The 19,959-nt window shown below is 59.9% G+C and carries 19 protein-coding genes and 2 pseudogenes; 10 read left to right on the top strand and 11 right to left on the bottom strand.

Annotated features, from left to right (window positions below; genetic code table 11):
* Positions 1-4 precede the first annotated feature (4 nt).
* Positions 5-763 carry a hypothetical protein gene (locus ASD70_RS29335; protein ID WP_056846113.1) on the top strand — a complete coding sequence of 253 codons (759 nt, stop codon included), beginning with the start codon at positions 5-7 and terminating at the stop codon, positions 761-763.
* A gap of 13 nt (positions 764-776) precedes the next feature.
* The gene (locus ASD70_RS07860; protein WP_056846112.1) at positions 777-2,927 is read left to right on the top strand and encodes a lipase family protein; all 2,151 of its coding nucleotides are present in this window, start codon (positions 777-779) and stop codon (positions 2,925-2,927) included.
* On the opposite strand, the gene codA is transcribed toward ASD70_RS07860, so the two are convergent.
* The 5 genes from codA to ASD70_RS07835 form a co-directional block, all read right to left on the bottom strand.
* A complete protein-coding gene (gene codA, locus ASD70_RS07855; protein ID WP_056846111.1) occupies positions 2,924-4,174 on the bottom strand; it encodes a cytosine deaminase in 1,251 nt (416 codons plus the stop codon). The two genes, ASD70_RS07860 and codA, sit on opposite strands and share 4 nt — an antisense overlap.
* 50 nt (positions 4,175-4,224) lie before the next feature.
* Positions 4,225-5,493, bottom strand: coding sequence for a cytosine permease (gene codB / locus ASD70_RS07850; protein ID WP_056846110.1), 1,269 nt, complete (start codon positions 5,491-5,493; stop codon positions 4,225-4,227).
* 183 nt (positions 5,494-5,676) lie between these two features.
* The gene (locus ASD70_RS07845; RefSeq protein ID WP_056846109.1) at positions 5,677-6,126 is read right to left on the bottom strand and encodes a GNAT family N-acetyltransferase; all 450 of its coding nucleotides are present in this window, start codon (positions 6,124-6,126) and stop codon (positions 5,677-5,679) included.
* Positions 6,127-6,203: 77 nt separating this feature from the next.
* Positions 6,204-6,560, bottom strand: a complete 357-nt coding sequence (gene queD / locus ASD70_RS07840; protein WP_003190259.1) for a 6-carboxytetrahydropterin synthase QueD — start codon at positions 6,558-6,560, stop codon at positions 6,204-6,206.
* Positions 6,561-6,640: 80 nt separating this feature from the next.
* Positions 6,641-7,720 (bottom strand): hypothetical protein, encoded by a 1,080-nt coding sequence (locus ASD70_RS07835; protein ID WP_056846108.1) that lies wholly within the window; start codon positions 7,718-7,720, stop codon positions 6,641-6,643.
* A gap of 158 nt (positions 7,721-7,878) precedes the next feature.
* Here ASD70_RS07835 and ASD70_RS07830 point away from each other — a divergent pair, with 158 nt between their 5' ends.
* The 4 genes from ASD70_RS07830 to ASD70_RS07815 are packed head-to-tail and all read left to right on the top strand — an operon-like array spanning position 7,879 to position 10,470.
* Entirely contained in the window at positions 7,879-8,181 is a 303-nt protein-coding gene (locus ASD70_RS07830; protein WP_046071950.1) for a PepSY domain-containing protein, read from the top strand.
* Positions 8,181-8,492, top strand: a complete 312-nt coding sequence (locus ASD70_RS07825) for a PepSY domain-containing protein (protein WP_046071951.1) — start codon at positions 8,181-8,183, stop codon at positions 8,490-8,492. The genes ASD70_RS07830 and ASD70_RS07825 overlap by 1 nt, the downstream gene beginning before the upstream one ends.
* The gene (locus tag ASD70_RS07820; RefSeq protein WP_056846107.1) at positions 8,492-9,160 is read left to right on the top strand and encodes a response regulator transcription factor; all 669 of its coding nucleotides are present in this window, start codon (positions 8,492-8,494) and stop codon (positions 9,158-9,160) included. Before ASD70_RS07825 ends, ASD70_RS07820 begins: the two co-directional genes overlap by 1 nt.
* On the top strand, positions 9,157-10,470 hold the full coding sequence (locus ASD70_RS07815) for a sensor histidine kinase (RefSeq protein ID WP_046071953.1): 1,314 nt from the start codon (positions 9,157-9,159) through the stop codon (positions 10,468-10,470). Before ASD70_RS07820 ends, ASD70_RS07815 begins: the two co-directional genes overlap by 4 nt.
* Positions 10,471-10,664: 194 nt before the next feature.
* On the opposite strand, the gene ASD70_RS29955 is transcribed toward ASD70_RS07815, so the two are convergent.
* Together ASD70_RS29955 and ASD70_RS29950 are read right to left on the bottom strand one after the other, a co-directional pair.
* Positions 10,665-11,420 (bottom strand): methyl-accepting chemotaxis protein, encoded by a 756-nt coding sequence (locus tag ASD70_RS29955; RefSeq protein WP_370881255.1) that lies wholly within the window; start codon positions 11,418-11,420, stop codon positions 10,665-10,667.
* A 102-nt stretch (positions 11,421-11,522) separates the two neighbouring features.
* Positions 11,523-11,669: pseudogene (locus ASD70_RS29950) on the bottom strand (HAMP domain-containing protein); the annotation flags it as partial.
* Positions 11,670-13,049: 1,380 nt separating this feature from the next.
* On the opposite strand from ASD70_RS29950, the gene ASD70_RS07805 reads away from it, so the two are divergent.
* From ASD70_RS07805 to ASD70_RS29940, 3 genes and pseudogenes are all read left to right on the top strand, one after another.
* On the top strand, positions 13,050-14,369 hold the full coding sequence (locus ASD70_RS07805; RefSeq protein ID WP_161793259.1) for a Na+/H+ antiporter family protein: 1,320 nt from the start codon (positions 13,050-13,052) through the stop codon (positions 14,367-14,369).
* 166 nt (positions 14,370-14,535) lie between these two features.
* Positions 14,536-15,357, top strand: a pseudogene (locus tag ASD70_RS29945) (cache domain-containing protein); the annotation flags it as partial.
* 36 nt (positions 15,358-15,393) lie between these two features.
* On the top strand, positions 15,394-16,215 hold the full coding sequence (locus ASD70_RS29940) for a methyl-accepting chemotaxis protein (protein ID WP_442965900.1): 822 nt from the start codon (positions 15,394-15,396) through the stop codon (positions 16,213-16,215).
* 4 nt (positions 16,216-16,219) lie between these two features.
* Here ASD70_RS29940 and trhP read toward each other — a convergent pair whose 3' ends face one another.
* Entirely contained in the window at positions 16,220-17,533 is a 1,314-nt protein-coding gene (trhP, locus tag ASD70_RS07795) for a prephenate-dependent tRNA uridine(34) hydroxylase TrhP (RefSeq protein ID WP_056846105.1), read from the bottom strand.
* 174 nt (positions 17,534-17,707) lie between these two features.
* Between trhP and ASD70_RS07790 the strand changes: the two genes are divergently transcribed.
* Positions 17,708-18,775 carry an AI-2E family transporter gene (locus tag ASD70_RS07790; protein ID WP_046071957.1) on the top strand — a complete coding sequence of 356 codons (1,068 nt, stop codon included), beginning with the start codon at positions 17,708-17,710 and terminating at the stop codon, positions 18,773-18,775.
* Here the strand turns inward: ASD70_RS07790 and ASD70_RS07785 are convergent.
* From ASD70_RS07785 to ASD70_RS07775, 3 genes are all read right to left on the bottom strand, one after another.
* A complete protein-coding gene (locus ASD70_RS07785; RefSeq protein WP_043051642.1) occupies positions 18,772-18,954 on the bottom strand; it encodes a hypothetical protein in 183 nt (60 codons plus the stop codon). The genes ASD70_RS07790 and ASD70_RS07785 overlap by 4 nt on opposite strands.
* Before the next feature lie 91 nt (positions 18,955-19,045).
* Positions 19,046-19,240 carry a hypothetical protein gene (locus ASD70_RS07780; RefSeq protein ID WP_046071958.1) on the bottom strand — a complete coding sequence of 65 codons (195 nt, stop codon included), beginning with the start codon at positions 19,238-19,240 and terminating at the stop codon, positions 19,046-19,048.
* A gap of 232 nt (positions 19,241-19,472) precedes the next feature.
* Positions 19,473-19,847: a hypothetical protein gene (locus ASD70_RS07775; protein WP_046071959.1), complete on the bottom strand. Its 375-nt coding sequence runs from the start codon at positions 19,845-19,847 to the stop codon at positions 19,473-19,475.
* Positions 19,848-19,959 lie beyond the last annotated feature (112 nt).

Genomic DNA, 19,959 nt, shown 5'->3' with positions numbered 1-19,959 from the left:
ATGGATGAAAGTGGGGTTGCTTGTGGTCGGGGTCGTAGGGTTTTCGGGGTGTACGGGGAAGGGGGTAGAGCATTTTACGTTGGAGGTGGATTTGCCGCCGCAGTTTGAACTTAAAACGGCGGCTAATTATCGACCTGCAACGGGTGAAACCTGTGTCTTGCCGAGACGCCGGGGCAAGAGACCGGAGCGGAAAGTCTTTTTTACAGACTACAAACCTGTCGCGAGCAGGGTGAGTTATGAGTTACCGCTGACTGAAACGGTAGAAGGGTGCCCGTTGGTACTGCGTAGTTTGGAGTTTGATTTCTATGCGAAATGGGGAAAGCGGAGTACGGATGTGGGTGGTAACTTTGCAAGTATTTCCATTCAAGATCGTGTGGAAGGTGAGTTGCCAGAGGCGGGCACACAGAAAGTACTTGGGCAATGTAGATGGCATTTTCGGACGGTGGGGCCGTTGCATGCAATCAGGAAACTACTGATCTGCAATTCACTGGATTCAATGGGGGCATTGCGAATGTCGCGGGTGGGGGGCGTTGCGCAACGGTCGCAGTTAGCTGGGAAAAAGCTGAGGCTGGTGCTATCTGTCAGCAAGGATGAGTTGCCTGCGTTTGATGACAGATGGATAGCTGTCCCGGGTGGGTGGAAACGTTGCAGAGGGAAGAGTTTCGAGGACCTATATGGGTATTGCACAGATAACGCCACGGAATTTAAACCCATAAAAATGCCGGACGGGCGCATATGTGATATCTACCCAACATGCCAATAACAAGGATGAAGTCATGAAGTTGGACGGATGGAAGCAAGCTTATTTTGATGAACAAATGCCTGCTTGCGCATTACAAGGACACTGGGCAAGTTTTCGTTTGGTCGATGAAACGTGCAGTGGAAAGGCTTATGGCGGGCTTCCATACACGCTCCATGACAGTTCAGGGCGCCAATACATCGGTAGATTGAATAGTGATGGGTTCGCCCAGCTGCGAGATTTTTACCGAGGCCCTGTTGTTTTGATATTGGATAGTTTGTACACCGGAACTGAGGAACCTTATTACCTGCTTAGAACTCGCCAAACATACAAGCTACCCATTACAGAGCTTCAAATTCGCGCCGAGCGAACATTTTTTTCCGGGAATGACGGTAAGCGTGTTGAGCGAGATCCTGCGAATCATCAAGGGCATAGGTTTTATCAAGTTGAAGTCAGGGATTTAGTCCGCCATAACGCTCACTTACCGCCGTTGGCTTCGTCAGCTCACCGTCCCAAGCGGCATGCATTAAAGATGATGGCCGAACTCGGCTTCGGTCCACCTCAGCCATTGTTGTCAGGAGTCGTATTGTTCCCTAATCAACATTCTGTACTTGAGGTACGACCGTTGCGAGCCCTACGGCCATTGCTATCCACTGTCGACCAGTTGTGCGCTTTGAACCTGTACCAACTGGCTCTAATATCTGCCGTCAGTTACCTCGATTTTGGTCAGCAGCCCTCTGAGTGTCCAGTTGATCAGGTCATCTTCCCGCTGGTCCCCAGCATTGGACATTTATTTTCCGAGCAGCTCTCGATCTGCGAGGAAGCCTGGCAAATCGATCCGAAGCAAACGCAGCGTTTCTATCCGCTCTATGAAGAAGTCCCATACTCCCAGCGTTTCGAAATCCTGCCTTTCGATCCTGACTTATATCCCCAAAATCGCCCGGAACTAAAGGACAAGCAGGAACACCCTGCACGCCTGCATTTTTTCGATGACGAAAAATTTGGCACTGATACCCAGGCGTTCATCACTCACCACGACGAGGTCATCCTGATTTCCGTGCGAGGAACCGTCAGCGGTGCTGATGCGCTACGTGACGCAGACGCCCATCAAGTGGCTTTCGTCGACGGCGTTGGTAAAGTCCACGAGGGCTTCTACCAGGCTTACCGTGCTATGCGTGATTTCGTATTGCAATACCTTGACCAATTCCACATTGGCCAGCGTATTGTGATTTGCGGCCACAGCCTTGGCGGCGCTATTGCAACACTGTTGGCCGAAGGGCTGCGCCGAACCCCGGATGCTAACTACAACATTCTCCTCTACACCTACGGCGCCCCTCGCGCCGCCGACTCCGAGTTCATCGCCGGCGCCTCATCCCTGGTCCATCACCGCATCGTCAACCACAACGACCCCGTCCCCAGCGTTCCGGCGCGTTGGATGAACACCACCGCCAAACTCTGGATCCCCGGGGCCATCACATTATTCAGTGCCCCTGCACCCGGAGGCCTATTGTTCGCCGCCGGGCTGATACGTGTGGGCGGCAACCCCTATCAACATCACGGTGAGCAACATCACTTCATGCCGATCACGCTCCCGGACGGCACCCATTCTTCGGTGCTATGGAAACCTGGCTGTGAGTCCATCCAGGAGGCGGGCTGTCATCGCGCATTGCAACTCCAGGGCGATATGCCCGACCGTGACAATCTGCTGCGGCAGCTTTTTCAGGCCGGCCAACACTTCATGACCGCCAGCTACATCCCCGCAGCCTGGGCCACACTGCGACGCTGGCAGCAAGCCCTGGATCGCCAAGGCCCCCTGGTGACCTTGAGGGAGTTTGAGCTGCTCGACCGCGCCCTCGAAGATATGCGCGAGCAACTGAGAGCCAAACGGCGAGAACTTGCCCGCCAGCGTCCAGCCAATGATCGCAGCTATGAACCTACCGATGCCTTGAACGCCGAGATCGACCGCTTGCACACCAGCCGCGAGCGCCTGGCAACCCTGCGCTGGCGTCGCCTTGAAGCTCGCGACGTCTACGGCAGTCAAGCACAGTCTGCGCAACTGCAATCGAGCCTCAAACGTTGGTTCAGTCACGCTGAAAACCGCGAGCTTGCTCAATTTGCCAGCATTCCGCCGCCTGCACACCATGATCAGGGAAAAGCGCAAACGCTGGACATCGACTCAATCGTCTAGCCAGCCGGGTTATATAAAAAATCCACCTGCGCCGGCTGTCGTTTCATCAGCACCTTGCCGTTGCGGATCGAGTACAGCGGCAGGCCCTGGCTGCGAACGACCTCATAGTCGCTGTCGGCGGACAGGATCAGCAGGTTGGCGGGGCGACCGGCCTGCAGCCCATATCGGTCGCCCAGGGCCATGGCCTTGGCACTGTTGTCGGTCACCAGGTCGAGGGCGTTTTGCAGGTTACGGTAGCCGAGCATATGGCAGATGTGCAGGCCGGCTTCCAGGACCCGCAAGATGTTGCCGTTGCCCAGGGGGTACCAGGGGTCAACGATGGAGTCCTGGCCGAAGCACACGTTCATGCCGGCCTCAAGCAGTTCGTTGACACGGGTGACACCCCGGCGTTTCGGGAAGCTGTCGAAGCGACCTTGCAGATGGATGCTTTCAGTGGGGCAGGAGACAAAGCTGATGCCTGAATGCCCCAGCAAACGGAACAGTTTGGCGCAGTAAGCGTTGTCGTAGGAGCCCATGGCCGTGGTGTGGCTGGCGGTGACCCGCGCGCCCATGTCGCGGCTGCGGGCTTCCTCGGCGAGGACTTCGAGGAAGCGTGAGTGCGGGTCGTCGGTTTCGTCACAGTGCACGTCCACCAGGCAGCCCGTGCGTTCGGCAAGGTCCATGAGGAATTTCACTGAACTGACCCCTTGGTCGCGGGTGTATTCGAAGTGGGGGATACCGCCGATCACGTCGGCGCCCAGGCGAACGGCCTCTTCCATTAGTTCGCGGCCATTGCGGAACGACTCGATGCCCTCCTGGGGGAAGGCGACGATTTGCAGGTCGACCAGGTGCGCGCTTTCTTCGCGCACCTCCAGCAGGGCCTTGAGTGCCGTGAGGTCCGGGTCGGTGACGTCGACATGGGTGCGCACATGCTGGATGCCGTGGGCGGCGAGGGCCTGGATGGTTTTTTTGGCGCGGGTCTTGGTGTCTTCCAGGGTAATAGTGGCCTTGCGCTCACCCCAGCACTCGATGCCTTCAAACAGCGTGCCGCTCATATTCCAGCGCGGTTCCCCGGCGGTGAGGGTGGCGTCGAGGTGGATATGGGGTTCTACGAAGGGCGGTATGACCAGGTTACCGGCGGCGTCCAGGTCGCCGCTCGTGAGTGTCGGGATCCCGGTTTGCGCAGTAATGCTGGCGATCCGGCCGTGTTCCAGGTGCAGATCATGCAGGCCTTCACGGTTGCGCAGGCGGGCATTGATGATGTGCATGGTCAAGTTCCTCTTGGCTAAAAACAATCAGGCAGACAGCCGCCGGATCCTCAGGGCGATACCGATGTCCAGGCGGTCATGGCGCGTAGTATGGCGCTGAGCAGCATATAGGTCAGCGACGCGGCAACGATCCCCACCAGTGGTGCGACCCAAGGCGAGTTGAACGCCAGTACGGTGCCCACCCCATAGGCTACCAAACCGGGCCAGTTGAACGCCGGAAGGCGAGCAACCGCCAGGCGTGGGTATTGGCCGCGATAGCGATAGAAGAAATCCGCCATGATCACTCCACCAATCGGCGGGACGACCGTGCCCAGCAGGATCAGGTACGGCACCAGCATTTCGTACATGCCGAGCAAAGCGAGCAGGGTGCCGATCACCGCACCGGCCAGGGTCACGGTCTTGCGGCGTCGGGTGCGCAGCAGGTTGCAGCCGGCGACGGCAAAATTGTAGATGGTATTGTCCTGGGTACTCCAAATGTTAAGCAGCAACATGGCCATCGCCGCCATGGCGAAACCCTGCAGCAGCAAGACTTCCACCACATCCGGTTGCTGATAGACGATGGCGCCATAAGCGCCGATCAGCACCATCAGGCCATTGCCGATAAAAAAACCGATCAGGCTAGCCAGCACCGCGACCTTGGCCGAGCGTGAAAAGCGCGTCCAGTTGGTGGCTTGGGTCGCACCGCTGACAAAGGTGCCGAACACCAGGGTGATAGCCGTGGATAAGTCCAATTCACCGGTTGGCACCACCGCCAGCAGGCCATCCAGGCCGCCGACTTTCACGGTCGCCACCCACATCGACAGAACCAGCAATATGCCCATGGCCGGCACGGCGATATAGGACAGGATTTCCAGCCCGCGATACCCCACGTAGGCCGTGGCGCAGAACAGCAAGCCAAACACCACCATCAACCCCAGCACGCTGCCCTGGCTCAATTCGAAATACTTGCCCAATACCACGGCCGCCGTGGCAGTACCCCAGGCATACCAGCCAATCTGAGTAAAACCCAGGATCAAGTCACTGAGCTTGCTGCCGACTTCGCCAAAGCAGAAACGCCCCATCAACACCGAGTTCAAGCCGCTCTTGAAGGCGATGTAACCCAGACCTGCGGCGTAGATACCCAGCAACAGGTTACCCAGGGCCACGACGCCGAGCATCTCGGTGAAACTGAACGCTACCCCAAGCTTGCCGCCGGCAAACATGGTAGCGGTAAAAAACGTGAAGCCCAGCAGCACCATGGCCGTGGATGCCAGGCCCTTGCGCGCATGCAAGGGGACTTCGCTGAGGGGGTAATCGTTGCCTGGTTCCTGCTGCGTCATGTGGGTTGCTCCCTGAGTGAGTGACGCAGGCCTGTTGCAGCGTGCGTGCCAAGTCAGAGGCAGTGATGCGCCCAGTTTGTGCAGCGTATTTATAGTCAAACCAGCAAGTGTCGCAGAGAAGGTCATGCCAGAGTTGCCGATCAAGCGCGAAAACGGTGCAGCAAGTGACACAAGTTGGATCTGTTAAATCGCCTGTAGAAATTTGCTCATGTACACCCGGCGCAGACCGTTTTCCACGGCCCGATGGGTTTGTGCATACCCTCGACGAGCGTATAGCGCGATGTTCTCGGTCATGGCCTCATTGGTGTACAGGTAGATGTGCGTGTACCCAGAGTCGGCTGCTTGTTGCTCGGCGAAATCCATCAGCACGCGCCCTAGCCCCAGGCCTTGGGCATCCGGTGCCACGGCCAGGTTATCCAACAGCAGGCCAGTGTCGGTATCGAGCAGGATGATAAAGCCTTGGACCTGCCCCGCATGGTCCAACACATGTACGCCACCGGCTTCGATCCGCTGGCGATAGTCTTCCAGCATCGGCGCGGGTTTGCGGCCGATGCGCAAGACGTAAGGTGAGTAAGCGGCCTGGGCGATGGCCTCAATGGCAGCAAGATCCTGGACAGTGGCGGGGCGCATCATTGCAATGAGCTTCTCTGAAAGATTCCACCGACGCTTCGAAAAAACCACCCGCAGGTGGTTTTCCGACACGCGATCGCTTACTCGCCGCGATAGATGCAGCCGCTGGTGCAGGTCTCATGGATGCGGATCGCACTGAGTTCCGGCAGCAGGGGCTTCAATTCATTCCAGATCCACTTGGCCAGCACTTCGCTGGTGGGGTTTTCCAGGCCGGGGATGTCATTGAGGTAGTTGTGGTCGAGGCGTTCGTAGAGCGGCTTGAAAATCGCCTTGATCTCCGAAAAGTCGCGAATCCAGCCGGTATGGGGATCCAGGTCGCCGCTCAGGTGGATCGCAACCTTGAACGAATGCCCATGCAGGCGCCCGCATTTGTGGCCCTCCGGCACGTGGGGCAGGCGATGGGCGGATTCGAATGTAAATTCCTTGAAGATTTCCACAGTGTTTTCAGCTCGGTCAGGTGTCTGGCAGTTGGCGAGTTTAACAGCTTGATCAGCCCCTGCGCACACCGCTCCTTCCGTCAGAGGGCAAGCAGTCGGTCGCCCAGCGCGCTGTTGTCCGCCAAGGCCAAAAACTCATCCCCTAGTCGCCGGCTCTCGCTCATCGCGGTTTGCCAGTACTTGTTGCGGCTCGGGTCATCACCCATGAAGCGCTTGAAATCACTGCGGTCCGGCAGTTTGCCGTAGGGCAGGCGTGCCAGGTAGTCCCTGGAGGGCGCCAGCAGCAACACATCCTGCAAGCCTTGCGGGTTGCTGCGTCGCCATGGCAGGCCCTTGTCAAACCAGCCCGGGATGACCCGGTCAGTGAAGTGCGGGTACAGCACAATGTCATCGCCGTGGTAGGGCAGGTCGAGGTGATAGTCGAGCAGGCCACCGTCGCGATAGGTGCCGGCACCGGCGCCGGGCAGGTCGCGCACGCCTTGCATGACCATGGGGATCGAGCCGGACGCAAGCAGCGCCTGGCGCAGGTTGCCCAACTCCAGGCTGAGGAAGCGCGATGGGAAATCGTGCAGGGGATGCACCGGCGGTGCCTGGCGCGGGTCATGGATGATCAGCCGTTCGAAATGCCGCGACAGCCGTGCGCGGCCCCGCAAGTTATCCGCGATCACCGAGGACAGGCCCAGCCCCAGCCGCCCACGGTGGTCGTCGGCGAGCAGGCCGTGGCTCTTGACCACCATGATGTTCAGGCGATAGTCGGGATTGTCCAGTATGCATGCATCGCGGCCAGCCAGCAGCTCATCGAGCATGCGTTGGCAGCTCTGGCTGACGCCGGCCATGGTCACGCCTTTGGCGAAGCGCTGTTCGTTATACAGGCGGCCCAGGTCCAGCAAGCCTTGCACAGGGTCGGGCAGGCAGGCGCTGGCGAACCGCCAGGAACCGATGGACGCGCCGATCAGCGCACGCTCGCGCGGCACGCGGGGTAGCCAGTCACCAAACAGCGCCAGGTCCAGGCCCTGGATGCCCAAGGCCTTGGGGCCGCCAGCCGCACCGGGGAGAATGCCGACGTCGGCAGGCGCAAGACCCTGCTCGCGAATGCGGGCGAAGGCGCGTTTGCCGGCCTTGAGGGTCAAGGCAGGGAACTTGATATGGATGGCTGTCATACCGGTCTCTGATTGGGCGAACGGGGCATTATAGAAAATATTGCAGACGGTGGGAGAAACGGCTTGCGCGCAATTGCCATGGTGGCAATTCAGTTTCAGTTAAGTTGCAACAGGTAGGGTGACCGGCGTAGGAAAACATCCTGTAACGGAGACTTATCATGACGCGCCTCACTGTTCTGGGCGCCGCCGCTATCATCATGGTTACGGCGGCCCAGGCCGCAGCCGTGGACCCGGACAAGCCACTGAGCGTCCCCGCCACTGTTACTATTGTCGCCTTTGACCAATTGGACGCCACAGCCCTGGCGCTGCACCCTGGCTCGACGCTGCTGGGCACCGACCTGGATGAGGAATACGGCAAGTACGTCTATGAAGTCGAACTGGAAGATCGCAACGGCATTGAATGGGACGTTGAACTGGACGCGCTCAACGGGCAGGTTCTCAAGAATCATCAGGATACGTAATGAAGGTAAATTTACGCGGCGGCAGTCGAGTGGCGCTGGTGCTCATGGTTTTCTGCTCCGGCCTGGCGGCCCGCGACCTCAATCAGGACGAGGCCTTGGCGCTGCGCCAGCAGGGAGTGATCCTGCCGCTGGAGCAACTGTTGCAGCAGGCCATGGCGCGGTACCCAGACTCGCGGCTGCTGGAGGCCGAGTTGGAAAAGAAACACGGCCAATATGCCTACGAGGTGGAACTGGTGACCACCGAAGGCGTGGTGCGTGAGATCAAACTGGACGCCACCAACGGTGACCTGATCAAAGATGAGGAAGACTGATGCGCCTGCTCCTGGTGGAAGACAACGTGCCCCTGGCTGACGAGTTGCTGGCCGGTTTGCAGCGCCAAGGCTATGCAGTCGACTGGCTTGCCGATGGCCGCGACGCTGCGTATCAAGGTCGTAGCGAACCCTATGACTTGATCATCCTCGACCTGGGCCTGCCCGGTTTGCCCGGGCTTGATGTGCTTGCGCAATGGCGCGCCGCTGCGCTGGCCATCCCGGTATTGATCCTCACCGCCCGCGATTCCTGGGCCGAGCGTATCGAAGGGCTCAAGGCCGGCGCCGATGATTACCTGAGCAAACCCTTTCACCCCGAAGAACTCTACCTGCGCATCCAGGCCCTGTTGCGACGCTCCCACGGCCACGCCAACCAGCCCACCCTGCAGGCCGCAGGCCTGCATCTGGATGAAGCGCGCCAGTGTGTGCTGCGCGATGGTGCCGAGATCCAGCTGACGGCGGCCGAGTTTCGCTTGCTGCGCTACTTCATGCTGCACCCCGAACAGATCCTGTCGAAAAGCCATCTGGCCGAGCATTTGTATGATGGCGAGACCGAGCGAGACTCCAATGTGCTGGAGGTGCACGTCAATCATCTACGCCGCAAGTTGGGGCGCAGTGTGATCGAAACCCGGCGCGGCCAGGGCTACCGGTTTGGCGCCGCCCCGGCATGAAGTCGATCCAGCGGCGTTTGAGCCTGGGCCTGATCAGCGTGATGGTGGGCGTTGGCGTAGTGCTGGCACAAACCAGCCTGTGGCTGTTCGAGGCCGGTTTGCAGCGTTACCTGGAAGCGGGTTTGCGCAATGACAGTGAGAACCTGCTGGTGGCGTTGGTGCGTGGGCCAAACGGCGTACAGCTGGATGAGCAACGCCTGTCACCGGCCTATCAGCGACCGTTCTCCGGGCATTATTTCCGGATCGACTTTGCCGATGTCCACTGGCGTTCCCGTTCACTCTGGGATCAGGAACTACCCCGCCTGCCCGAGGCGGGGCTCAAGGGCAACCTGCAACTGGGCCCGGAAGGCCAGCAATTGCTGGTGTTGCGTTCGGACTACAAGCGCTTCGGCCTGCCGATTTCCATCAGCGTGGCCCAGGATTACACACCCGTGCGGGAAAGTTTTCGCCTGATGCGCCAGATTGGCCTGGTGATGGGGCTGGCGGCGCTGCTGCTGGTGCTGGTCCTGCAGCGGGTCACGGTGCGCCGCGCCCTGCGCCCGCTGGAGACGGCGCGCAACCAGATCGCCCAACTGCAACAGGGCAAGCGCTCGCAGCTCGACACCCAGGTGCCATTGGAGTTGGAACCATTGGTGGCGCAGATCAACCATTTGCTGGCGCACACCGAAGACAGTCTCAAACGTTCCCGCAATGCGCTCGGCAATCTGGGGCATGCGCTGAAAACCCCAATGGCGGTATTGCTGAGCGCGGCCTCCAGTGAGGCGCTCAAGGATCATCCGCAGTTGAGCCAGCTATTGCGCGACCAACTGGAGCAAATCCAGCAACGCCTCAATCGCGAGCTCAACCGCGCACGGCTGGCTGGCGAAACCCTGCCGGGTGCTTTGTTTGATTGCGAAAAAGAACTGCCCGTCCTGCTGGCGACCTTGAACATGATCCATGGCGACCATCTTGACCTCAGCTATCACGTTTCGCCGGGCCTGCAATTGCCCTGGGACCGCGAGGACTTGCTGGAACTGCTTGGTAATTTGCTGGACAACGCCTGTAAGTGGGCGGATGCCGATATTCGGCTGAGCGTCAGCGAAACCCAGCAAGGCTACCTGTTGGTGGTGGAGGACGACGGTCCCGGTATTCCAGAGGCCCAGCGTAACCAGGTCTTGGGTCGCGGCGCGCGACTGGACGAGCAAATTGACGGACATGGCCTGGGGTTGGGGATCGTGCGGGACATCGTCGAGGTGTGGGGCGGGACGTTGCAGTTACAGGAGAGTGAGCTGGGTGGGTTGAAGGCACTGGTCGAGTTACCCAAGCGTTAATGCCCGGCTAAATCTCTAAAAGTATGGGGCTTGCTTCCGTGGCGGCCTGACAGTCAACGGCTGCCCAACTGAGGTGTCGCGATCCAAATGTGGGAGGGGGCTTGCCCCCGATGAGGGCGTGTCAGTAAATACATCTGGGGCTGACCCAACGCCATCGGGGGCAAGCCCCCTCCCACAGTAGATCTCCATTAGGCTTACACCCTGAACTGATCCATCAACCCCTGTTGTTGATTCGCCAGGCTGTTCAACGCCTGGCTGACCCGCGCCGATTCATTGGCCTGCTCCGATAATGACTCGGTCACATCGCGAATGGTCGCCACATTGTTGTTGATCTCCTCGGCCACCGCGCTTTGCTCTTCGGCGGCGCTGGCGATCTGCAGGTTCATGTCGCTGATCACCGTGACCGCGTCGCCAATCTGGCGCAAGGCCGTTACCGCTTGGCCGACCTGTTCGACGCTGCCTTGGGCCTGGCGATAGCTGTTGCCCATGGAGCCGACCACGTCGGTGGTGCCGCTTTGCAGTTGCTCGATCACCAGGCGGGTTTCTTCCACCGATTCCTGGGTGCGCCGCGCCAGGTTGCGCACCTCGTCGGCGACCACGGCAAAGCCCCGACCGGCTTCACCGGCACGGGCGGCCTCGATGGCGGCGTTGAGCGCCAGCAGGTTGGTCTGTTCGGCGATGCCGCGAATCACTTCGAGCACCGAGCCGATTTTCTCGCTGTTGGCGGCCAGGCCTTCTACCTGGGTCATGGCGGTGCTCATGTCGGCGGCGAGGTCGCCAATGTTGGCGGTGGTGCGGTCGATCACGGTCAAGCCTTCGCGTGTGGCCTGGTCGGCGTCGCGAGCAGCCTGGGCAGCTTGGGCGGCGCTGCGGGCAACGTCCTGAGCGGTGGCGCTCATTTCGTGGGAAGCTGTCGCCACCTGATCCACCTGGCGGTACTGCTGCTCCATGCCAGCACTGGTTTGCGTGGCAATCGCGGCGGACTGGTCGGCGGTGCCACGGGCATCCTGCACCGAGCGTTTGACCTCGGCAATGATCGGTTGCAGCTTGTCGAGGAAGCGGTTGAACCAGCCGGCCAACTGGCCCAGTTCATCCTGCTTGTCATAGGCCAGGCGCCGGGTCAGGTCACCTTCGCCGCTGGCGATATCTTCAAGCATGTGTGCGACGCCGAGGATCGGCCGGGTCACGCTGCGCGCCATCAGCCACACCAGTATCAGGCCTACCACAGCGGCCAGCAGGCCCAGGCCAAGCTCCAGCAGGGTGCCTTTGGCATTGTCAGCGTCCAGCTGGGTTTTCAACGCCTCGGCGGGCGCCACCAGGACTTTTTCCGGTACATCCAGCAACACGCCCCACGGCTTGCCCCCAGGGATCGGCGCAAAGGGCGCCAGCACCTTGAGCTGATGACCGGCACGCAGGCTGTGGGTTTGAGTACTGCTGGCCAAGGCGCTGACCAACTGCTCACCGCTGGCCGTATCAACCTGAGCCAGGCGCTGGCTGAGCTTACTGGCATCCGGGCTATAGCCTGCAAGCAAACCGGTCGGGCTGAGGATGCTGACCTGGGTCTGGCCGTCGTACAGCTTCTGACTGGCCTGTTGGCTCACGGCCTGCAGGCTGTTGAGGTTGATGTCCACCGACAGTGAGGCGATGACTTTACCATTGACCATCAGCGGGAACACGATGCTGGTCATCAGCACCTTCTGGCCGTCGATCACATAAAAGTAGGGTTCGATCACACACGGCTTGAGCGTGGTGCGCGGGCAGGTGAACCAGGCATTGGCTTTTTCGCCACTGGGGCTGACGGACGTGTCGGTCATGTCGCTTTCGGGCAGCGCCATCGAAGTGATCTTGCCCGGCGTCGGCTGCGACCAGTACAAGGCGAATCGGCCTTTGTCATTACTGCCCAGTTCTGCCTGGTTGGCGAACAACTCGTCCTTGCCGTCCAGCGCATTGGCTTCGAACACCAGGGACAAACCCAGCAGGTCGGGGTTGGCTTGCAGCGCGGCCTTGACCTGGCGGGTCAGGTCCTCACGGGTGTCGAAGGCATCGAGAAAGCGTTTCTCTGCCTGCTCGCGCAGAAACAGTACCTGGCGGGAAAAGCCGTGACCGTACTGGTAGGCATCCATGAACTGCTGGCGAATGCCCAGCGCCTGTACTTCACCTTGGGCTTCGATGCGCGCCTGGGCGGCTTCGTCCAGCATCTGCATGCTGGAGGCCTTGACCTGCTCCGAGCTCTGCGCCATGCGATACAGCGACAGACCCACCAGCAGGGTCACGATCCCCAGCAGGCACAGGCCCGCGAGCAGGGTGATTTTCCATTGAATGGAGAGCTGCCTGAGCGACATCGGGACATCCTTACCTGAAAGCACATGGAAATAGCTTATCGGCCGGTGCGCGTAGTTCTTTATTCAAACGATCAATTTAAACCTCAAAAACGGCGCCGCTTTTTGACATGCGCGCCTGGCTGCTGCAAAGTGCGCGCCCTCTAATAAGACCTCTTTCAAGCCTGCACGCCGGCAGCTGTTCCCATGGGCCGTGCGCGGGCATGCCTGTCTTTTTTGTTTTTGCTTGAGGTAACCATGATTAACGCAGTCATCGCCGCGGTCGGCACCATGCTGGTACTCAGCCTGTCCCGCGTGCATGTGGTCATCGCCATTATTGTTGGCGCCCTGGTGGGCGGCTTGACGGGTGGCCTGGGGATCGACGCCACGCTCAAAGCCTTCAACGGCGGTTTAGGTGGCGGCGCAACCGTGGCTTTGTCCTACGCATTGCTAGGCGCTTTCGCGGTGGCAATTGCCAAGTCCGGCTTGGCCCACGCGCTGGCGGACAAAGCCTTGCTGCTGGTTGATCGCCAGGAAGCCAGCGGTGGCAGCCACGTCAAATGGTTGTTGATTGGCCTGTTATGGGTGGTGGCGATTGCTTCGCAGAACATCCTGCCGATCCATATTGCGTTTATCCCGTTGCTGGTGCCGCCGCTGCTGTATGTGCTGACCAAGCTGCAACTGGACCGCCGCCTGATTGCCTGCGTGATGACGTTCGGCCTGATCACGCCATACATGTTCCTGCCGGTGGGTTTCGGCAATATTTTCCTCAACCAGATCCTGCTGGCCAACGTAGCCAAGAGCGGGGTGGATATCAGCCAGGTCAACGTCACCCACGCCATGGGCCTGCCGGCACTGGGCATGGTGGTCGGCCTGCTGGTGGCAGTGTTTATCAGCTACCGCAAGAAGCGCGTGTATGACCTGGAAAAAATCGAGCGCGTCGAGCAAGTGGCGGTGCAGTACAACCCGCTGACCCTGCTGGTGGCCGGCCTGGCGATTGCCTCGGCGTTCATCATCCAGCTGTGGCTGGACTCGATGATCATCGGCGCCCTGGCCGGATTCCTGATCTTCTCGGTATCGGGCATTGTGCGCTGGCGCGACACCGATGACCTCTTCACCGAAGGCATGAAGATGATGGCGATGATCGGTTTCATCATGATCGCCTCGTCGGGCTTTGCCGAAGTGCTCAAGGCTACCGGTGACGTGCGCTCGTTGGTGGAAGCCTCGGCGGCGTTCATCGGCCATAGTCGTGGGGTAGGGGCGTTGCTGATGCTGCTGGTGGGGCTGCTGGTGACCATGGGCATCGGCTCGTCATTTTCCACGGTGCCGATCCTTGCGGCGATTTTCGTGCCGTTGTGCGTACAACTGGGCTTCAGCCCGTTGGCAATCGTGTGCATCGTAGGCACCGCCGGCGCATTGGGCGATGCCGGCTCGCCCGCGTCGGACTCCACCCTCGGCCCCACCTCTGGCCTGAACATCGACGGCCAGCACCACCATATCTGGGACACCGTGGTGCCGACCTTCCTGCACTACAACATACCGCTTCTGGCTTTTGGGTGGCTGGCCGCTATGACGCTCTGATGAATTCTCTGTAGGAGCGATCTTGCTCGCGAAAAACGCCAACGATAATGCGAACAACCTGAAACCCCGCAGAGTTCTCAGGTGCTTCGCGAGCAAGCTCGCTCCTACAGAAATCACTCACCTGGCCGTTAACCTCTCAAGTCGCCACTAATAAGAGAGAAAAGCCATGCGTCTGAGTTTGAAGGCCAAAGTCCTGGCCCTTGCCGTAGTGCCGGTGTTGTTGTTTGCCGTGGTCATCAGCCTGACTACCGTCTGGATTCTCCAGGGCCAGGCGCGCAACGAAGTGGATGAAACCCGCCAGCGCTTGCTCAACGACGCCAAGGCCACGCTGCAAGGTTACGTCGAAGTGGCCATGACCACCATCAAGCCGCTTTACGATGCGGCAGCCCCCGGCGACACCGCGGCGCGGGCGCAGGTGGTCAAGTTGCTCTCCAATACCAGCTACGGCAAGGACGGCTATTTCTTCGGCTACGACTCCGAGACCATCCGCCTGTTCAAGGGCAACAGCCCGGACGGCGTGGGCAAAAGCTTCAAGGACAACCGCGACCCCAACGGCGTCTACGTCAACCGCGACCTGGTCAAGGTCGGCAAGGATGGCACCCACTACCTGCAATACAGCTCGACCCAGCCCGGCCAGACCGAACTGGTGCCCAAGCTCGGCTATACCGAATACCTGCCCAAGTGGGACATGGTCATCGGTACTTCGGTGAACCTGGACGGTATCGAGGCCCAGGTGGCGGTGGTCGAGGCCAAGGTCGAGAAACGCATGGAAGGCGTGCTGCTGAGCATCCTCGGCGTCGCCGTGGTGGTACTCCTTGTGATTGCCGCGGTGGGCATGCTCGTGGCCAATACCATCCTGCGTCCGCTCAACCTGATGAAGGCCAACCTCGACGACATCGCGGCTGGCGAAGGCGACCTCACTCGGCGCCTGGCGATTACCAGCCAGGATGAGCTGGGCGACCTGGCCGGTGCGTTCAACCGCTTTGTCGATAAAATCCATGGGTTGGTGCGCCAGATCACCGAAATGACCGCCCAGCTCACCGGGCTGGTCGGCCAGGTATCTGACCAGGCCCAGCGCTCCGAGCAAGCCATGGAGCGCCAGCGTCACGAGACCGATCAGGTGGCCACGGCGATCAACCAAATGTCGTCCGCTGCCCATGAAGTGGCGCGCAGCGCCCAAGGCGCCGCTGTCGCCGCGCAACAGACCGACGCTGAAGGCCAGGCCGCCAAACGTGTGGTGGACGGCAGCATCGCGCAGATCCATGCGCTGGTGAACGATATCCGCAGCAGTGGCGTGTCCCTGGACAGCCTGCAGCAGGATGTGTCGTCGATTGTCAGTGTGCTCAGCGTGATCCGCTCCATCGCCGAACAAACCAACTTGCTGGCGCTCAATGCTGCCATTGAAGCCGCACGGGCCGGGGAGGCCGGGCGCGGGTTTGCCGTGGTCGCCGATGAAGTACGCGCCCTGGCCAGCCGCACCCAGACCAGTACCCAGGAAATCCAGGGCATGATCGACCGTCTGCAAAAAGGCACCGAGGCTGCCGTGGACGCAATGCGCCGCTCCAGCGATGCCGGCGATGGCACCTCGGCCCAGGCCAACCAGGCCGGGGCGTCCCTGGACACCATGGCCCAGTTGATTGGCACCATCAATTCGATGAATGCACAGATCGCCAGTGCCGCCGAAGAGCAAACCGCTGTGGCCGAAGAGATCAACCGCAGCGTGCATCAGATTGCCGTGGCAGTGGACAGCGTGGCGGATGAAACCCAACTGGGTGCCCAGACCTCCCGCAGCTTGGCGGATCTGGGCCAGCGCCTGGGTAAGTTGGTTGGTCAGTTCAGGATCTGATCGTTCACAGGTCGCGCATCAGCAGGCCAAAATGCAGGTCCATCTCGGCCGGCAAGGGCACATACACGGTGTGCCCGTCCCCCGGTGCCACCTCAATGGCTTCATCCTTGGCGTTGCGCAAGGTGGCCAGGTCAAAGTGAAAGTTGCCGGCCGGCGTCATTAATTCCAAGTGATCGCCAACGGCAAAACGATTCTTCACCTTGACCTCTGCCAACTCGCCACGACGCTCGCCGGTCAGCTCACCGACAAACTGCTGTCGCTCGGACACCGAGCTGCCGTTCTGGTAGTTCTGGTATTCATCATGCACATGACGGCGCAGGAAACCTTCGGTGTAGCCGCGCTGGGCCAGGGACTCCAGATTGGTCATCAAGCTGCGATCAAAGGTGCGCCCGGCCACCGCGTCATCGATGGCCTGGCGGTACACCTGGGTGGTGCGTGCGCAATAGAAGTGGGATTTGGTGCGGCCTTCGATCTTTAACGAGTGCACGCCCATCTGCGCCAGGCGCTCCACATGCTGCACGGCGCGCAAGTCCTTGGCGTTCATGATGTAGGTGCCATGTTCGTCTTCGAAGGCAGGCATTGACTCATCGGGACGATTGGCTTCCTGCAGCAGGAACATCTGGTCGGTGGGCGCGCCGATTCCCAGCGTCGGCTGATATTGCTGGAGGATGTCGCCGGTCGCGTTCTCCACCGCGGGCGTGGCCTGGTACTTCCAGCGGCAGGCGTTGGTGCAGGTGCCTTGGTTGGCGTCGCGCTTGTTCATGTAGCCCGACAGCAGGCAACGTCCGGAATAGGCCATGCACAAGGCGCCATGTACGAACACCTCCAGCTCCATGGCCGGTACGTGCTGGCGGATTTCATCGATCTCTTCCAGGGACAGCTCCCGCGACAGGATCACTCGGCAAATCCCTTGTTGTTGCCAGAACTCCACGCTGGCCCAGTTCACCGTATTGGCCTGCACCGACAGGTGAATCGGCATCTGCTCAAAGTGCTGGCGCACCAGCATGATCAGCCCGGGGTCGGACATGATCAGCGCATCCGGGCCCATGGCGATCACGGGCGCCAGGTCCTTGAGGAAGGTCTTGAGCTTGGCGTTGTGCGGCGCGATGTTGACCACCACGTAGAAGCGCTTGCCCTGGTCATGGGCTTCCTGGATACCCAGGGCCAGGTTGGCGTGGTCGAACTCGTTGTTGCGCACCCGCAGGCTGTAGCGCGGCTGGCCGGCATAGACCGCATCGGCGCCGTAGGCGAAGGCGTAGCGCATATTCTTCAGTGTGCCGGCAGGAGCGAGCAGTTCGGGGGCAATGATAGGTGGCATGGGTGTCGGTCGCAAAAAGCCGCGAGGGTAGTACAGGGGCGGGCGCGGTTCATTGATCCAAGTCTAAACAAGGCGATCTATGCTTGTTCAATAAACAAGGGCACTCCCACGTTTCGCCGCGGACTAAGCAACAGGGCCGACACCGGCCCTCTGCTTTTTTGACATGGATCGGACATGAATCAAACCAACCTGCAATTCAAGACCCTGTTGTTGCTGCTGGCCCTGGTGACCATCGCTTTTATCTGGATATTGCTGCCGTTCTACGGCGCGGTGTTCTGGGCAGTAATCCTCGGCATCATCTTTGCACCCATGCAACGCCGCCTGCAGCAGCGGTTCGGCTGGAACCGCAACCTGACCTCCCTGACCACCTTGTTGGTGTGCCTGGTGATCGCGATTTTGCCGGTGATCATTACCAGTGCGTTGCTGGTGCAAGAGGGGGCCACGCTGTACAAAAACGTTGAGAGTGGCAAGCTGGATGTGGCCGGTTATATCGAGCAATTCAAGCATTTCCTGCCGCCATACTTCCAACACCTGCTCGACCGCTTCGGCATGGGCAACCTGGAAGGGCTGCGGGAAAAAGTGGTCAAGGGGGCGATGCAAGGCAGTCAGTTCTTTGCCTCCCAGGCGTTCAGCTTCGGCCAGGGTACGTTTGATTTCCTGGTGAGCTTTTTCATCATGTTGTACCTGCTGTTTTTCCTGCTGCGCGACGGCCCGGAGCTGGTACGCAAGGTGCGCACGGCGGTGCCGCTGGCCGAGCCGCAAAAGCGTCGCCTGCAGCTCAAGTTCAACCGGGTGGTGCGCGCCACGGTCAAGGGCAACGTGCTGGTGGCCGTGACCCAAGGCGCATTGGGTGGCTTTATATTCTGGTTCCTGGATATTCCCAGTGCATTGCTCTGGGCGGTATTGATGGCGTTTCTGTCCCTGCTGCCAGCGGTGGGCGCAGGGATTGTCTGGGGCCCGGTGGCGGTTTACTTCCTGCTCAGCGGCTCGATCTGGCAGGGCGTGGTGCTGGGGCTTTTCGGTGTCTTCGTAATTGGCCTGGTGGACAACGTGCTGCGTCCGATCCTGGTGGGCAAGGACACCAAGATGCCGGACTACCTGATCCTGATCTCGACCTTGGGTGGCCTGTCGGTGTTCGGCCTCAACGGCTTCGTCATCGGGCCACTGGTGGCGGCGTTGTTCATGTCGTGCTGGGCGTTGTTCGTCGAAACCAAGCCACGGGTCAAATTGCCGTTGCCCTAGGCTTGAAGCCTGAAGTTGGCTACTCGTTGGCGCTGTGTCTCGGCGTCGGACAATGAAGTGAGCGGGCCGCTGATCGGCTCGCCATCGCGGACCACGTACCAACAGGCGAGCAGGCCAAGCTTACGTAAAGGGGCTGGGACGGCGCTGCCGATGACAGACATGATTTGAACAGTGGGCATAAGTACCTCCAATCGTTATGGAGGTCACCTTACGGTGCGCTGGCACCGGGGAAAAATCACCTGGCTCGATAGTCGACATCGACGCCAGGCGTTAATCCACCACCTGGTCGAGCATGCTCACTACTTCGTGCTCACTGAGCAGCCCTTTGCGCACCAGGTTTTCGGCCAGCAATGCGAGGAACTTCGCACTGCGGTGGCCCTCAAGGTGCTTGAGTTCGGTCAGGGCACTGTAGACCTTGCTGGACGTGCAGAGACCGGCGGTGCGATGCGGATTTTGCGTGGGCATGGCAATCGTCCTTAATTGTTATTGGGTGGACTGGATCGATAGTGAGACTGGTTTATGACGCAACCATGACAGTGCACGCCTGGGCCGATCAAGAGGATATTGCGCCTTTATAATGTGGGATAGACGCTTGGGCATTGTTCTCACAGCGACATTCGCAAAATAAATCCGGACTTTCCAGGCAAAAAAAGGCCCCGCTCAGGAGCGAGGCCCATTCAAGTTACTTAATTCAAACCTACCAACCGCGGCCGTAGTAGCCGTGTGGGTGGCCGTAGTAGCCGCGAGGCGGACCATAATAGCCGCGTGGAGGGCCGTAATAGACCGGGGCCGGGCGGTAATAAACCTGCTGTTGTACATACACCGGCGGTGGTGGCGCGTAATAGACTGGTGGTGCAGCGGCATACACCGGCTGCGGCTGGACGTACACCGGTTGTTGCACATAGACCTCACGAGGCTGGCTGGCAACGACGGAGCCAACTACCGCTGCGCCAACAAGTGCGCCCAACACTGCCGGGCCACCCCAACCACCACCGTGGGCGGAGGCTTGGCCGGCCATCGCAAGTGCACCGATCAGCAAGGCGATTCTGGGGATTTTACGAATCATGGTCATTCCTCGGTTAGCCCCTGCGCTTGTGGTCTGCAATCAATAGACTCAAGGATTGTCGCGGGGATACTTTTAAGACAACGGGTTTCAAAAAAACAGCACTTCCATTAGGTAAAGG

The organism is Pseudomonas sp. Root569 (assembly GCF_001427465.1).
GTDB lineage: Bacteria > Pseudomonadota > Gammaproteobacteria > Pseudomonadales > Pseudomonadaceae > Aquipseudomonas > Aquipseudomonas synxantha.
The sequence above is the reverse complement of the archived record's forward strand: the minus strand, read 5'-3'. Positions and strand labels throughout refer to the sequence as shown.